At 50.7% G+C, this 15793-nt stretch carries 11 protein-coding genes; 7 read left to right on the top strand and 4 right to left on the bottom strand.

Features of this window, described 5'->3' with window-relative positions; translation table 11 throughout:
* Window positions 1-100: 100 nt before the first annotated feature.
* From Z042_RS16700 to Z042_RS16685, 4 genes are all read left to right on the top strand, one after another.
* A complete protein-coding gene (locus tag Z042_RS16700; protein ID WP_024913031.1) occupies window positions 101-559 on the top strand; it encodes an NlpC/P60 family protein in 459 nt (152 codons plus the stop codon).
* A gap of 59 nt (window positions 560-618) precedes the next feature.
* Complete coding sequence (locus Z042_RS16695; protein ID WP_024913032.1) at window positions 619-1632, top strand: lipoate--protein ligase A; 1014 nt, start codon at window positions 619-621, stop codon at window positions 1630-1632.
* A gap of 517 nt (window positions 1633-2149) precedes the next feature.
* Window positions 2150-2881 (top strand): EAL domain-containing protein, encoded by a 732-nt coding sequence (locus Z042_RS16690; protein WP_024913033.1) that lies wholly within the window; start codon window positions 2150-2152, stop codon window positions 2879-2881.
* Window positions 2882-3265: 384 nt separating this feature from the next.
* Window positions 3266-4708 (top strand): protein adenylyltransferase SelO, encoded by a 1443-nt coding sequence (locus tag Z042_RS16685; protein ID WP_024913034.1) that lies wholly within the window; start codon window positions 3266-3268, stop codon window positions 4706-4708.
* Between the two features lie 72 nt (window positions 4709-4780).
* Here Z042_RS16685 and Z042_RS16680 read toward each other — a convergent pair whose 3' ends face one another.
* From Z042_RS16680 to ppsR, 3 genes are all read right to left on the bottom strand, one after another.
* Window positions 4781-5266: a glutathione peroxidase gene (locus Z042_RS16680; protein ID WP_024913035.1), complete on the bottom strand. Its 486-nt coding sequence runs from the start codon at window positions 5264-5266 to the stop codon at window positions 4781-4783.
* Window positions 5267-5401: 135 nt separating this feature from the next.
* Window positions 5402-6448 (bottom strand): 3-deoxy-7-phosphoheptulonate synthase, encoded by a 1047-nt coding sequence (locus Z042_RS16675; protein WP_024913036.1) that lies wholly within the window; start codon window positions 6446-6448, stop codon window positions 5402-5404.
* 159 nt (window positions 6449-6607) lie between these two features.
* Window positions 6608-7429, bottom strand: a complete 822-nt coding sequence (gene ppsR / locus Z042_RS16670; protein WP_024913037.1) for a posphoenolpyruvate synthetase regulatory kinase/phosphorylase PpsR — start codon at window positions 7427-7429, stop codon at window positions 6608-6610.
* 502 nt (window positions 7430-7931) lie between these two features.
* Between ppsR and ppsA the strand changes: the two genes are divergently transcribed.
* Window positions 7932-10310: a phosphoenolpyruvate synthase gene (ppsA, locus tag Z042_RS16665; protein WP_024913038.1), complete on the top strand. Its 2379-nt coding sequence runs from the start codon at window positions 7932-7934 to the stop codon at window positions 10308-10310.
* A gap of 396 nt (window positions 10311-10706) precedes the next feature.
* Here ppsA and ydiK read toward each other — a convergent pair whose 3' ends face one another.
* Window positions 10707-11807 carry an AI-2E family transporter YdiK gene (gene ydiK, locus Z042_RS16660; protein ID WP_024913039.1) on the bottom strand — a complete coding sequence of 367 codons (1101 nt, stop codon included), beginning with the start codon at window positions 11805-11807 and terminating at the stop codon, window positions 10707-10709.
* A gap of 320 nt (window positions 11808-12127) precedes the next feature.
* On the opposite strand from ydiK, the gene ydiJ reads away from it, so the two are divergent.
* Window positions 12128-15184: a D-2-hydroxyglutarate dehydrogenase YdiJ gene (gene ydiJ / locus Z042_RS16655; RefSeq protein WP_024913040.1), complete on the top strand. Its 3057-nt coding sequence runs from the start codon at window positions 12128-12130 to the stop codon at window positions 15182-15184.
* Entirely contained in the window at window positions 15181-15597 is a 417-nt protein-coding gene (gene menI, locus Z042_RS16650; protein WP_024913041.1) for a 1,4-dihydroxy-2-naphthoyl-CoA hydrolase, read from the top strand. Before ydiJ ends, menI begins: the two co-directional genes overlap by 4 nt.
* Window positions 15598-15793 lie beyond the last annotated feature (196 nt).

Below are 15793 nucleotides of genomic sequence, written 5' to 3'. Positions count from 1 at the left end.
CCTTTTTCCTTCCTTGAGCGATAAATTAACGCCAAACAGTGCCCTCCTTACGTTGTGCTAGCTCTGTGGTAATGTGTTCAGCAATTAAGGAAGCGATGCGATGCGCGTGTGGTTTTTATTAGCCAGTTTGATTCTTGCCGGTTGCAGCAGCCATGCACCACCACCGAGTGGCCGCCTTTCGGACTCTATTGTCGTTGTTGCCCAACTGAATGAACAGCTACGCCAATGGTATGGCACCCCATATCGTTATGGTGGTTTGGATCGCAACGGTGTTGATTGCTCCGGCTTTGTTTACCGCACTTTTCGCGATCGTTTCGACCTGCAATTGCCCCGCTCCACGGAACAGCAAACCAGCATTGGCACCAAAGTCTCGCGTGATGAACTGTTGCCCGGCGATTTAGTGTTTTTCAAAACCGGCAGCGGTGATAATGGTCTGCATGTTGGTATCTATGATACCAACGATGAGTTTATCCACGCATCTACCAGCCGTGGCGTGACCCGTTCCTCATTGAATAATGTGTATTGGCGGAAAGTCTACTGGCAAGCGCGCCGAATCTGACCTATTAACCTGTTGAACCGGTGTATTATGGTGCCATCATATTGCTATTGGTGGATGCCATGAGTTCTTTACGCTTATTGATTTCTGACTCTTACGATCCTTGGTTTAACCTGGCGGTTGAAGAGTGTATTTTCCGCGAAATGACCACACAGAAAATCCTGTTCCTGTGGCGCAATGCTGAAACCGTGGTCATCGGCCAGTCACAGAATCCGTGGAAAGAGTGTAACACCCGGCGCATGGAGGAAGATGGTATTCGCCTGGCTCGGCGCAGCAGCGGGGGGGGCGCGGTGTTTCACGATCTGGGTAATACCTGTTTTACTTTTATGGCAGGTAAACCGGGGTACGATAAAACCCTTTCAACCGGTATTATTTTGCAGGCGCTGGCGCAATTAGGTATTCATGCAACGGCTTCCGGGCGCAACGATCTGGTGGTTGATACCTCTGAGGGGATCCGCAAAATCTCTGGTTCTGCCTATCGTGAAACTCAGGATCGGGGCTTCCATCATGGAACTTTGCTGCTGAATGCCGATCTCAACCGTTTGGCTGATTATCTCAACCCCGATCCCAAAAAATTACAGGCCAAAGGTATTACATCGGTTCGATCCCGCGTTGCTAACTTAGTGGAGTTCTTGCCGGAGATTAGCCACCAGCAAGTCTCTGATGCCATCATTCAGGCATTTTTCGCCCACTATGGTGAAAGTGCGCAGCCAGAAGTGATTTCACCTGATGTTTTCCCCGATCTCCCTGATTTTGAAAAGCAATTTGACAAGCAAAGCAGTTGGGAATGGAACTTTGGTAAAGCACCGGCTTTCAGCCATCTTTTGAATGAACGATTTGGCTGGGGAGGCGTAGATATTTTCTTTGATGTGGAAAAGGGAACGATTGTTCGTGCGCAAATTTTCACTGATAGCCTCAATCCGGCGCCATTACAGACGTTAGCTGAAATGCTGGTGGGGTGCGCCTATCGCAGTGAGGCATTAGCGGCCTGTGGTACTCGTCTGATACAGCAATACCCGCAACAATCTGGCGAGCTTGCCGAGTTGCGTGATTGGTTGATAGCCACCATGAAGTAGTTTCAGTGGGTTTATAAAGAGTGTGGGATGGGGAAACCTATCCCTTTTTACAGGATAATCTCAGCTTGACGGAAGGGTGATAGCGGTTTCCCCGAAATGTGTTAGATGTGCTGCGAGTATAAATCAAGGTGATTTCTGTTTATTTTTCTTAAAACTTCATGTGATAAATAATATTAACATATAACAATAACTAATGAATAAAAGAAACTATCTTGAACGTAATCATTATCTGGTTTTTATTTTTTTAGGATTTTTCCAATCAAATCAAATTTGAGTTTCGATAATTTCACCTGCCATAAGCCAAGCTATGCGGAAAATTTCTCAGTTATAGGGAGATAATCTTAAGTTAATCTCATTGTTTATTGAGGTGTTATTACTCTAATATAAACATGAATTATCGACTAATTAGTAGGTTATCGATATTTTACCGCATGCTAAAGAGGGCTGCTTTAGTGATTGAATGATAAAATATATTGATATAGGATAAATCGTTCACCATTGAGCCTTTGGCATTAAAATGAAAATTCAATTCGAAGCTGACTTTATGAGTCACTATGTTTTTCAACCGGTTTACTCCATGGAGGGAAGGCTACTGGCGTTGGAGATTCTGAGCCGTTTCAATAGTTTGGATGGTGAGCTGGTAATGCCAATGGAGATTGGGATTAATTTATTATCTCCAGAACAAAGGATTGAGTTATTTTATGAACAATTGAAGCTAGCCGAACAGCAAGCGTCATGGTGTATTGAACACGATGTGTTATTAACCATCAATATCGACGAAAGCGTTGTCGATTGGCTACTTAGCGACGTAGGGCTGCGTCAGCGTATTCAGCAATGGCCGTTTATTGTTTTTGAAATCAGCGAGAGATTCCCCAATCTTTCCGCGGGAAAGAATAATCAAAAAGTCAGAGAGTTGAGCGAGCATTTTTCGCTATGGCTGGATGATTTTGGCTCCGGTAAAGCGACGCTGACGGCGCTGTATGATGGTTTGTTTGACTACGTAAAAATAGATAAGCGCTTTTATTGGCAATTGTTTAACCAGCAGGGTTACGACGTAGTCATTGATTCATTGCTAAAAAATATCAATCTACTGTGTAAAGGGGTGATCGTTTGTGGAATTGAGAGAAAAGAATATTTTAATAAATTGAGAAATGTAGGGGTTTTAGGGCTACAAGGATTTTTATGGCCTAGTATTAGTGTGGATAATCTGCGAGCTTTACGAGGGATCTCTACAGAGTTCGATTATTAATAACTGATTATTTTTAACACATATAGTGAGGTGAATAATGGATATAATGATTATTCTCATGGTTCCGGTATTACTATTTATCGTGGTTTTTTCGTTCATAAAGTATTTTTTAGCCCAACGTAGTAGATCATTAAAGAATTTTCGGCGGCATCGGTAGTTGATTGGCCTCCATCTAGGCGATGGCTCTTGTACAGTATGCACCGTAGATGGGAATGCGGTTCAAGGTTCTCCCTGCTATTCCTCGGTGTTAATCCGTGCATTCAGTCTTTACACTAGGCAATGTCCCTTAATGGCGCATGAGCGCCGCTGGAGGTTATTTAAGCATAGCAATGTGTTTGAATGGCCCTGGCCTGAAGGGGTATAGCCTAAAGGTAATGGGGACCTATGCCACAGTTTAAAAATGATTATTATCAACAGTTGCCTGGTTTTTACACTGAATTACATCCTACACCGCTCAAGGGGGCACGTTTGCTGTATCACAGCCAGCCTTTGGCGTCTGAATTGGGCCTGGATGAAAGCGAATTTATAGCAGAGAAAACGGCGGTGTGGGCGGGGGAAACACTGTTACCGGGCATGCAACCCTTGGCGCAGGTTTATAGTGGCCACCAGTTTGGTGCCTGGGCCGGGCAGTTGGGTGATGGCCGTGGGATTTTATTGGGTGAACAGCAACTGGCGGATGGCCGCAGTATGGACTGGCATCTGAAAGGAGCTGGGCTAACGCCTTATTCACGCATGGGCGATGGGCGGGCGGTGCTACGCTCGGTGGTTAGAGAGTTTCTGGCCTCAGAAGCGCTTTATCATCTGGGTATCCCCACCACGCGGGCGCTCACCATCGTGACCAGTGAACAGCCGGTATTTCGCGAACAACCGGAGCGTGGAGCAATGCTGTTACGCGTTGCGGAAAGCCATGTGCGTTTTGGTCATTTCGAACATTTTTACTATTCTCGACAACCGGCACAGGTCAAACAGCTGGCCGATTTCGTGATTGCCCATCATTGGCCGCACTGGGTTGAAGAAAAAGATCGTTACTCACTGTGGTTTACCGATGTGGTGGAACGGACTGCGCGCCTGATTGCCCATTGGCAGACCGTGGGTTTTGCGCACGGAGTGATGAATACCGATAATATGTCGATTCTCGGTATTACCCTTGATTTCGGGCCTTATGGCTTTCTTGATGATTACCAGCCTGGTTATATCTGTAACCATTCTGATCATCAGGGCCGTTACGCTTTCGACAACCAACCCGCCATAGGGTTATGGAACCTGCACCGGCTGGCGCAAACGCTGACTGGCCTGATGAGCACCGAACAGTTGCAGGATGCGCTAGCGGCGTATGAGCCAGCACTGATGCAGGCTTATGGTGAACAGATGCGCGCTAAATTAGGTTTTTTCACCCCATCGGCACAAGACAATGAACTGCTGACCTCCCTGCTAAGCCTGATGGCGCAGGAAGGGCGGGACTATACCCGCACTTTCCGTTTACTCAGCCATGTTGAACAGCAGCAGGCACAATCGCCACTATGTGATGAGTTTGTTGACCGCGCAATGTTTGATAACTGGTATCAGCAATATCGCCAGCGTTTGCAGCAAGAACAGGTGAGTGATGCGGAGCGCCAACAAGCCATGAAAGCAGCCAACCCTGCGTTGATTTTGCGTAATTATCTGGCACAGCAAGCCATCGAGGCGGCAGAACAGGATGATGTCAGCAAGCTGGCACGTTTGCATCAGGCTCTGCTGAAGCCGTTTGATGATGATTCACAATATGACGATCTGGCGGCGTTGCCGCCAGATTGGGGGAAGCATTTGGAGATTTCTTGCTCAAGTTAAGCGCCAAACTCCGCAGGGCTATGAATAACACTGCTGAAGCAGGACACGAAACAGTATCAATTCATAGCGCGATTATCTGAGCAGAAGTTCAATGTGGTTGGATAGTTGCTCCGGTTTGGTAAACGGGGCAAAACGCATTATCTGCTCCCCATTGGCGGCAAAAAGAAATTTGGTGAAATTCCACTTGATGCGCTGGCTGCCCAGCAGGCCGGGAGCCCGACGTTTTAACTCACTGAAAAGTGGGTGTGTATCTACCCCATTAACCTCAATTTTGCTGAATAATGGAAAACTGACGCCATAATTCAGAGCGCAAAAGTCGGCGATTTCCGCTGCATTACCCGGTTCTTGCCGACCAAATTGATTGCAAGGAAAAGCAAGCACGGCTAAACCGCGTTCGCGGTAGCGTTGCCAGAGGTGCTCCAAGCCTTGGTACTGTGGGGTAAAACCGCATTGGCTGGCAGTATTGACCACCAGATAAGCTCGCGCGGGGAAGTCCGCCAGCGTCTTATGTTCGCCCTGAAGGGTAATGCAGGGGTGGGATAACAATGCGCTATTCATGTCAGGAGCTCCAATCATGTCGGCCGTGGCCCGTGTGAGTTTGCCGCAAAATCGCTCTCATCAGCCGGAAATTATCTGGCACCACGCCACCGCCGAAAAGCGGTATGAGGGGTGCCAGTATCCCGGCTAAATTTATCAAAAACGGCTATCGACAGCGTCTGCCAACATGGCCAGCAGTTGTTCGCTGTCAGCCCAGCTCAGGCAAGGATCGGTGATCGACTGACCATAGGTCAGCGGGTGGCCAGCCACGATTTTCTGTGTGCCTTCCACCAGGAAACTTTCCGCCATCACGCCGGTGATGGCTACTGAACCCGCGCGGATTTGCTGGCAGATATTCTCCGCCACTTCTAATTGACGGCGGTGCATTTTCTGGCAGTTACCGTGACTGAAATCGATCACCAAATGTTCCGGCAAATCGAACTCGCGCAGGCTATCGCAGGCGGCCACCACATCAGTGGCATGGTAATTCGGCGTTTTGCCTCCGCGCATAATGATGTGGCCGAAGGGATTGCCGCTGGTTTGATAAATCGTCATCTGGCCGTGTTTGTCTGGCGACAGGAACATATGGCTGGCACGGGCTGCCCGGATCGCGTCGATGGCAATGCGGATATTGCCGTTGGTACCGTTTTTAAAACCTACCGGGCAGGAGAGCGCGGAAGCCATTTCGCGGTGTACTTGGCTTTCAGTGGTTCGTGCGCCAATAGCCCCCCAACTGATCAGGTCAGCAATATACTGGCCGATCACCATATCCAGAAATTCGGTGGCGGTGGGCAGACCAAGCTGATTCACTGTCAGCAACAGTTTACGGGCCATTTCAATGCCGCGATTGACCTGATAGCTGCCATCCAGATCGGGGTCGGAGATCAGCCCCTTCCAACCGACGACGGTGCGCGGTTTTTCAAAGTAGGTGCGCATCACTATTTCCAGGCGATCCTGATAGCGTTCACGCAAGACATTCAGGCGGTCTGCATAATCGGTGGCGGCGTTCAGATCGTGGATGGAGCAGGGGCCAATAACCACCAGCAAGCGGCGGTCTTCACCAAGAAGGATGTTTTCAATACGTTTCCGTGACGCTGTCACGTTATCGGCAACAGCGTCTGAAATCGGCAACTTTTCCGCTAACGTTTGGGGCGTAACGAGGTTGTCGATGCGCGCGGTCCGCAGTTCATCTGTTTTGTGCATGATTTTCTCTAAAACGGTTCTTCGCTACGGCAGGAGTACCGGGAAGTGATGCCGATCACAATAACGTAAAAACCGCTGAATTCAACCGTAGATATTGTGCTTTGTTACGCAAACTCAGCAAAAAGACCGCAGGAGGCAACCGCCACCTGCGTTGAGTGCTCAAAACATCCGGCGGCTCATACCAAGAATGTCGAGGATTTTGGTGGAGATTTCTTCCACGGAATAGTTGGTGGTATTGAGATAACGGATTTGATTTTTGCGGAACAGCGCTTCCACTTCTGCCAGTTCCATCCGGCATTGGCGCAATGAAGCATAGCGGCTGTTTTCCCGCCGTTCTTCACGGATGGCGGCCAACCGTTCCGGGTCAATCGTCAGGCCAAACAATTTATGCTGAAACGGTTTTAGCGCCGCAGGTAACTGTAAATTATCCATATCGTCGGCGGTAAACGGGTAGTTGGCCGCCCGGATACCGAACTGCATAGCCAAATACAGGCTGGTGGGGGTTTTGCCACAGCGTGAAACCCCCAGCAGGATCACCTGAGCCTGATCGAGGTTACGCAGTGAAATACCGTCATCATGCGCCAAGGTGTAGTCAATAGCCGCAATACGGGCGTCATATTTGCCAAGGTTGCTTTCTGTCAAACCGTGAGTACGGTTGGCAATGGGCGTGGGTTCGACGCCCAATTCCCCTTGCAGCGGCCCTACCAGTGCTTGCACGATATCCTGACAAAAGCCTTCACTCTGGGTGATCACCTGGCGTACTTCAGGGGAGATAATCGAATAGAACACCAGTGGGCGAACCCCGGTCTGGTGATAAATATCATTGATTTGCTGGCAGACTCCACGGGCACGGGCTTCTGTTTCCACGAATGGCAGGGTATAGGTAGTTGCCTTAATGGGGAACTGTGACAACACCGCATGACCGAGTACTTCGGCGGTAATGGCCGTTCCGTCTGAAATATAGAAAACGCTTCTTTCCACTCGCCACTCCTTCACTGAAAACGGGGTAAAATTTTTGTCTGTCTAGAAACATCATGATCTGTGAATGATTGCACCGTAAAGGGATGAGTAAAAGTTTTGTGATAATACGGACAATCTGATGGATAAAACCACTTTTATCATCAGGAAAATAAGTCACACTTTAACTTAATAAAACGTAATTTTATTTTTTATAAAATAATGTTTCTTAATAAGCGACGAATTTACGCAGCCTAATGACGATATTCTGGCAAATCCAGCATGGATGAGTGGGTATTTTATCAATGTTATTGAAAATAATTTAATTTATTGAATTTTAAGTAATTAATTGAATTTACAATAACTCAATTTAAATTAATGCTTTACGCTATTCTCTTAAAAACCATTTTCCTCATTGGCTTGATCGATTCACCTTTCCATTTTCCAGGGAGCATTGTGCTAGTCTGATTTAGCTTATCGAAGTAAATTCGCTTAGACCCTACTGATCGTAATAAGGATTGTCTCGATGTCTAACAATGGCCCAGACTTGTGTAATGTGCTTTGGTATAACCAGCTTGGTATGCACGATGTTGACCGTGTCGGCGGTAAAAATGCTTCCCTCGGTGAAATGATCACCAATCTTTCCGATTTAGGCGTAGCGGTGCCAAACGGCTTTGCGACCACCGCACAGGCATTTAACGATTTTCTTGAGCAAAGCGGTGTCAACCAGCGCATCTATCAGTTATTGGATCAAACCGACGTTGATGACGTTGCCCAACTGGCTAAAGCAGGTGCGCAAATTCGCCAATGGGTGATCGACACGCCTTTCCACGCGGAGTTCGAGCGTGAAATCACCCTGGCATACCAACAATTGGCGCAAGGCGAAAGCGAAGCGTCATTTGCCGTGCGTTCTTCTGCTACGGCAGAAGATATGCCAGATGCGTCGTTTGCTGGCCAGCAGGAAACCTTCCTCAACGTGCAGGGCATCGATGCCGTGATGGTCGCGATCAAACATGTGTTTGCTTCACTGTTTAATGACCGGGCAATCTCTTATCGGGTACACCAAGGGTACGATCACCGTGGAGTGGCATTATCTGCGGGTGTGCAGCGCATGGTGCGCTCCGATCTGGCGTCATCCGGGGTGATGTTTACCATCGATACTGAATCCGGCTTCGATCAGGTGGTGTTCATTACCTCTGCGTTTGGTCTGGGTGAAATGGTGGTACAGGGGGCGGTCAACCCAGACGAATTCTATGTGCATAAACCGACGCTGCTGAAAGGCAAACCGGCTATTGTGCGCCGCAATCTTGGCTCGAAGAAAATCCGTATGGTGTATGCGCCTTCGCAGGATCACGGTAAGCAGGTGCGGATTGAAGATGTGCCAGAGGCACAGCGCAATCGTTTTTCTTTGAGCGACGATGAAGTACAAGCCCTGGCGCATCAGGCTTTATTGATTGAAAAGCATTATGGCCGCCCGATGGATATCGAGTGGGCAAAAGATGGTCATACCGGCAAGCTGCTGATTGTCCAGGCACGGCCGGAAACCGTGCGTTCCAATGAACAGGTGATGGAGCGCTACCAGTTGAACGGCAACAGCAGCGTGCTGGTGGAAGGGCGCGCTATCGGCCACCGTATTGGGGCTGGCCCGGTGAAAGTGATCCACGATATCAGTGAAATGGATCGCATTCAGCCTGGTGATGTGCTGGTAACGGACATGACTGACCCAGATTGGGAACCGATCATGAAAAAAGCCGCTGCGATTGTGACCAACCGCGGCGGGCGCACCTGCCATGCGGCAATCATCGCTCGCGAACTGGGCATTCCGGCGGTGGTTGGCTGCGGGCATGCGACTGACCTGCTGAAGGATGGGCAGAAAGTGACCGTATCCTGTGCCGAAGGGGATACCGGCTTTGTTTACAGCGAGATGTTGGCGTTCAGTGTGCAAAGCTCGGAGGTGACCGAACTGCCAACGCTGCCGCTGAAAATTATGATGAACGTTGGTAACCCGGATCGCGCCTTTGATTTTGCCCGTTTGCCGAATGAAGGGGTTGGTCTGGCTCGCTTGGAATTCATTATTAACCGCATGATCGGCGTGCATCCGCGCGCTTTGCTGGAGTTTGATCAGCAGACACCTGAATTGCAAACGGAAATCCGTGCGCTGATGCAGGGCTATGATGATCCGGTCGAGTTTTACGTTGGCCGTTTGACCGAAGGGATCGCAACGCTGGGGGCGGCATTCTGGCCGAAGCGTGTGATCGTGCGCCTTTCCGACTTCAAATCCAACGAATATGCGAATCTGGTGGGGGGCGAAAAGTATGAGCCGCACGAAGAAAACCCGATGCTGGGTTTCCGTGGGGCTGGCCGCTACGTTTCTGACAGCTTCCGTGATTGCTTTGCCATGGAATGTGAGGCGATGAAACGGGTGCGCAATGACATGGGGCTGACCAACGTTGAGGTTATGGTACCGTTTGTTCGCACCGTGGCTCAGGCTGAGGCCGTGGTGGCAGAATTGGCGCGGCAGGGCCTCAAGCGCGGTGAGAATGGGTTGAAAGTGATCATGATGTGCGAGATCCCTTCCAATGCGCTGCTGGCCGATCGGTTCCTGGAGCATTTCGACGGCTTTTCTATCGGCTCGAACGACATGACGCAGTTAACGTTGGGGCTGGATCGTGATTCTGGCGTGGTTTCCGAGCTGTTTGATGAACGTAATGAGGCCGTCAAAGCCTTGCTCACCCTGGCAATTCAGGCCGCCAAACGTCACGACAAGTACGTGGGTATTTGTGGGCAGGGGCCATCGGATCATGAAGACTTTGCCGAGTGGCTGATGGAGCAGGGGATCGACAGTTTGTCACTCAACCCGGATACCGTTGTACAGACCTGGATGAACCTGTCGCAGAAAAAGTAATTTTTTTTCGAACGGATATAAAAAGTTAAAAGCCGTCACTGAGAAGTGGCGGTTTTTTACATCTGACGATAAACACCTGGATGAATTCCAGGTCACAGGTAATAAAAAGAGCCCATCCTAGGTGATGGGCAAAGGCTACACACAGCAATTTTTAAGGTATGGCATCGCTTGATTGCCGACCTGAAAGCTAGAGGGGTGACACAGAATAGATAATAACAATAGAGAGTTACGCTACGTCAGTCATTGGGAATACTCTTAATGAAACAAGGTTGCATAAATAGAAAACCCTGAAGCGCGAATTAGTTAGCGCTGCGTGTGATTACGGCTACTAGAACGGGAAGGCTGGCGATATCGAATCGATAGCCTGCCCGTGTGACCGGGCAGGCGAGAAAGGGATTAAGATGGTTCTCTATCTTCGGTGACTTCTTGTTGCTCAACCGCTGGTTCTGGTGCCTCATTGACCCAGGCGCTGACCAAACGATAAGAAACCGCCAGCACGACAGGGCCGATAAACAGGCCAATCATACCGAACGCCAACAGGCCGCCGATAACGCCGGACAGGATCAGAATCAATGGCAGATCTGCCCCCATGCGTATTAACGCGGGGCGCAGGAAGTTATCCAACGTTCCCACCACGCAGCTCCAAATCAGCAGTACGGTGCCCCAGGTGGTGTCACCGGTCCAGTACAGCCAGATAATGGCTGGGATTAAGATCAGCAATGGCCCCAACTGTGCTACGCAGAACATGAACATCAATACCGTCAGCAGCGTAGCGGCAGGGATGCCAGCCACCGCCAACCCAATACCGCCCAGCACCGATTGCACCAGTGCGGTGACCACCACCCCCAACGCCACGGCGCGGATCGCTTGCCCAGCCAGCAACACGGCGGCATCACCCCGTCCGGCTGCCAGACGCACGGCAAAATGCCGGATGGCCATGCCAACTTGTTCACCTCTGGCATACAGCAACGCGCTGAACAGCACCATCAGCATACAGTGCACCAGGAAGCGGCCAATATGCGCCGCCTGAGCCACAAACCAGGTGGCGGTCTGGCCGAAGTAAGGCTGCACTTTGGCAATCAGTGCGGCTCCTCCGGTGCTCACCAACAGGTGATAACTGTTATAAACCCGATCACCAATCAATGGGATGGCGCGTAGCCATTCCAGTTCGGGAATATTGAGTTTGCCCGGTGTGTTTACCCAAGAGACTATCGGTGTACTGTTGTCAACAACGCTGCTGACCAAGAGCGAAATAGGTAACACAAACAGCAGAATCAACAGAATGGTCATAACCAACACTGCCAGCGAGCGGCGGCCCCATAGCATATGTTGTACTTTAATCAGAACCGGCCAGGTTGCGATCACCACCATGCCAGCCCAGGCAAAGCCCAGAATAAACGGTTGAACGACCCAAAAACTGGCGACGATCATGATGGCAATGAACAGCACACCAAAAATAATCGTGGGTAAATCGTATCGGCGTTGCGGTTGTGTCATGAATGCGTTTTCATCCTATGCAGTGAAATCCTGAGTATCTTTTCATCATGGAACATTTCGGGCAATTTTCACAGCGAGCGGGCGTTTTTGCCGTAAACGCTTCTGTTACTGTGATTTGTGATAATGTGAGTGCCTCCACAAAACGAAGTATGCTAGTTTTTACCGACTATATAAAGATAGGGGTGGGTCTGTAGCTGGGCCCGATTATACCTTTCATTCTTCACGCTGCCTCTTGGCCGGCTGTGCTGCCGCCTTGATGCATCCTGAATGACTTTGGGTATAACTAGTTAAAAATTAGACAGAAAGGGTCAAAAAAGCGAATGATCCCACAGATTTCTCAGGCACCCGGCCTCGTTCAACGGGTGCTCGATTTTTTGGAAGCGTTAAAACAAAACGGATTCAGCGGCGATACTGCCACTAGCTATGCCGATCGCCTGACGATGGCGACCGACAACAGCATTTATCAGCTCTTGCCCGATGCGGTGGTATTTCCCCGCTCAACCGGCGATGTGGCATTGCTTGCCCGGCTGGCGACGGAGGAGCGTTTCAAAGCGCTGACCTTTAGCCCGCGCGGTGGCGGCACTGGCACTAATGGCCAGGCGTTGAACACCGGTATTGTGGTCGATATGTCGCGCTACATGAACCGTATTCTGGATATCAATGTCGAACAGGGCTGGGTGCGGGTTGAAGCCGGTGTGATTAAAGACCAGCTCAACCAGTATCTGCGGCCGTTCGGTTATTTCTTCTCTCCTGAGCTTTCCACCAGTAACCGCGCCACACTGGGCGGCATGATCAATACCGACGCGTCTGGACAAGGTTCTCTGGTTTACGGCAAAACCTCTGATCACGTGCTGGGGCTACGGGCGGTGTTGTTGGGTGGCGATATGTTCGATACCCGTGCTATGCCGGTGCCATTGGCGGAAACGATTGCTCAGGAAGATACGCCAGAAGGGCGGATTTACGACGCGGTGCTCAACCGCTGCCGTGAGCAGCGAGCGCTGATCCTGGAGAAATTCCCCAAACTGAACCGCTTCCTCACCGGTTACGATTTACGCCATGTGCTGAGCGACGATCTGCAAACCTTCGATCTGACGCGTATTCTCACCGGGGCTGAAGGGACGCTGGCGTTTATCACCGAAGCGCGGCTGAACATTACGCCGTTGCCGAAAGTACGTCGCTTGGTGAATATCAAATATGACTCTTTCGATTCTGCACTGCGTAATGCGCCCTTTATGGTGGAAGCCAAGGCGCTGTCGGTGGAAACCATTGACTCCAAGGTGCTCAATCTGGCGCGTGAGGATATTGTCTGGCATTCGGTCAGCGAGTTAATTACCAATGTGCCGAATAAAGAGATGCTCGGGCTGAACATCGTTGAGTTTGCCGGTGACGATCAGGCTTTGATTGATGGGCAGATGGAGAAGCTGTGCGAGCGCCTGGATGATTTGATTGCCAAACAAGAAGCTGGTGTGATTGGCTATCAGATTTGTGGCGATCTCAGCGGTATTGAGCGTATCTACAATATGCGCAAGAAAGCGGTAGGGCTGCTGGGCAATGCCAAAGGGCAAGCCAAACCGCTCCCGTTTGCCGAAGATACCTGCGTGCCGCCACAACACCTGGCTGATTACATCACCGAATTCCGGCAGTTGCTTGATAGCCACAACCTGAGCTACGGCATGTTTGGCCACGTTGATGCCGGGGTGCTGCACGTGCGCCCGGCGCTGGATATGTGCGATCCGCAGCAAGAAGTGCTGATGAAGCAGATCTCCGATCAGGTGGTGGCGCTCACCGCGAAATACGGTGGGTTGTTGTGGGGGGAACACGGTAAAGGTTTCCGCGCGGAATACAGCCCGGCCTTCTTTGGTGAAACGTTGTATGACGAATTGCGCCGCATCAAAGCGGCGTTTGATCCGCTTAACCGCCTCAATCCAGGCAAGATTTGCCCGCCGTTGGGCGTTGATGAGCCGATGATGAAGGTGGATGCCGTGAAACGCGGTACGCTGGATCGCCGCATTCCGATCGATATTCGTACTTCGTTCCGTGGGGCGATGGAGTGTAACGGTAACGGATTGTGTTTCAATTTTGACGTGCGTAGTCCGATGTGTCCGTCAATGAAAATCACAGGTAATCGTATCCATTCGCCAAAAGGCCGGGCGGCGCTGGTGCGTGAATGGCTGCGGTTACTGGCTGAACAGGGCGTTGATCCGGTCGCGTTAGAACAGCAACTGCCGCAGCAGCGCCTGAGCTTCCGTACCCTGATCGAGAAAACCCGCAATAGCTGGCGTGTGGGCAAAGGTGAGTATGATTTTTCGCACGAAGTGAAAGAGGCGATGTCCGGCTGCCTAGCCTGTAAAGCCTGTTCGACTCAGTGCCCGATAAAAATTGATGTGCCGAGCTTCCGCTCACGTTTCTTACAGTTATATCACACCCGTTACCTGCGCCCGGTGCGGGATTATATGGTTGCCGGCGTAGAGAGCTATACGCCACTGATGGCTAAAGCGCCGAAGGTGTTTAACTTCTTCTTTAAACAGCCTTGGATGCGCGAATTAAGCCGCAGCACCATCGGCATGGTGGACTTACCGTTGCTCTCCAGCCCGACGCTGCGCCAGCAGCTTTCTGGTCACAGTGCCTTCACCATGACGCTGGAACAGCTTGAAGCATTGAGCGAAGCGCAACGCGAACGGCATGTGCTGATCGTACAAGACCCTTTCACCACCTATTACGATGCACAGGTGGTGGCAGATTTTGTCCGTTTGGTGGATAAACTGGGCTATCAACCGGTACTGTTACCATTTTCACCCAATGGTAAAGCGCAGCATATCAAAGGGTTTCTGACACGGTTTGCCAAAACGGCGCGCAAAACCGCAGATTTCCTCAACCGGGTGGCAAAACTCGGTATGCCGATGGTGGGCGTCGATCCCGCGCTGGTACTGTGTTACCGCGATGAATACCAGGAAATTCTCGGTGATACCCGGGGTGATTTTCAGGTGCAGTTAGTGCATGAATGGTTGCAACCGCTGTTGGCCGATCGCCCTGAACAGCCCATCGCAGGGGAAGCCTGGTATCTGTTCGGGCATTGTACGGAAACCACGGCGCTGCCAGCCAGCACCCAGCAGTGGGCAGCGATTTTTGCCCGCTTTGGCGCCACGCTGGAAAATATCAGCGTCGGCTGTTGTGGCATGGCGGGAACCTACGGCCACGAGGCTAAAAACCTACAGAACTCCTTGGGCATTTATGAACTCTCTTGGCATCAGGCACTGCAAAGCCTGCCTCGGCAACGTTGCCTGGCAAGCGGTTATTCCTGCCGCAGCCAGGTGAAACGCATTGAAGGCAATGGCGTGCGGCATCCGTTACAGGCTCTTTTGGAGATGATGGCGTGAAACTGTGGAAACGTGAAGCAACGCTGGAACAGCTTAACCGCACCGGCGAAGGGTGCATGGTCGGCCATGTGGGCATTCAGTTTACCCGCCTGGAGGACGACTATCTGGAGGCAACCATGCCTGTCGATAATCGCACCACCCAGCCGTTTGGCCTGTTGCACGGTGGCGCTTCGGTGGTGTTGGCCGAGTCGATGGGTTCAATGGCGGGTTACCTGTGTACCGAAGGGGAGCAAAAGGTGGTCGGGCTGGAAATCAATGCCAATCACATTCGGGCGGTCTTTGAAGGGCAGGTGCGCGGTGTTTGCCGCGCACTGCACGTGGGCCGCCGCAATCAGGTGTGGCAGATTGAGATTTTCGATGGGCGTGATCGCCTGTGTTGTACGTCCCGCTTGACCACGGCGGTAATAGAGTAAACTTTTTGCCCGTGGAGATCTGCTCTGCGGGCTATTCACCTTCCAGCGCCTATTTCTCTGGGTGTTCTTTTGGCCGCCAACGGTTCAAAAAACTCAGCAACGACTAAACTTAAAGCTATACAGCGCATTTTTGAGACAGACAAAAATGCATAAAATGGTATTTAATATGTGTGTTTATAATGAACTTTCAGATTGG

The sequence above is a fragment of the Chania multitudinisentens RB-25 genome (assembly GCF_000520015.2).
GTDB classification, from domain to species: Bacteria; Pseudomonadota; Gammaproteobacteria; order Enterobacterales; family Enterobacteriaceae; genus Chania; species Chania multitudinisentens.
This window is presented reverse-complemented; position numbering and strand designations above follow the sequence as displayed.

Bases quoted from the DNA above. Each gene is read 5' to 3' on its own strand.
- Z042_RS16690 (WP_024913033.1), top strand. From the start codon at position 2,150: ATGAAAATTCAATTCGAAGCTGACTTTATGAGTCACTATGTTTTTCAA.
- Z042_RS16685 (WP_024913034.1), top strand. From the start codon at position 3,266: ATGCCACAGTTTAAAAATGATTATTATCAACAGTTGCCTGGTTTTTAC.
- Z042_RS16680 (WP_024913035.1), bottom strand. From the start codon at position 5,266: ATGAATAGCGCATTGTTATCCCACCCCTGCATTACCCTTCAGGGCGAA.
- ppsA (WP_024913038.1), top strand. From the start codon at position 7,932: ATGTCTAACAATGGCCCAGACTTGTGTAATGTGCTTTGGTATAACCAG.
- Z042_RS16675 (WP_024913036.1), bottom strand. From the start codon at position 6,448: ATGCACAAAACAGATGAACTGCGGACCGCGCGCATCGACAACCTCGTT.
- ydiK (WP_024913039.1), bottom strand. From the start codon at position 11,807: ATGACACAACCGCAACGCCGATACGATTTACCCACGATTATTTTTGGT.
- ydiJ (WP_024913040.1), top strand. From the start codon at position 12,128: ATGATCCCACAGATTTCTCAGGCACCCGGCCTCGTTCAACGGGTGCTC.
- Z042_RS16700 (WP_024913031.1), top strand. From the start codon at position 101: ATGCGCGTGTGGTTTTTATTAGCCAGTTTGATTCTTGCCGGTTGCAGC.
- Z042_RS16695 (WP_024913032.1), top strand. From the start codon at position 619: ATGAGTTCTTTACGCTTATTGATTTCTGACTCTTACGATCCTTGGTTT.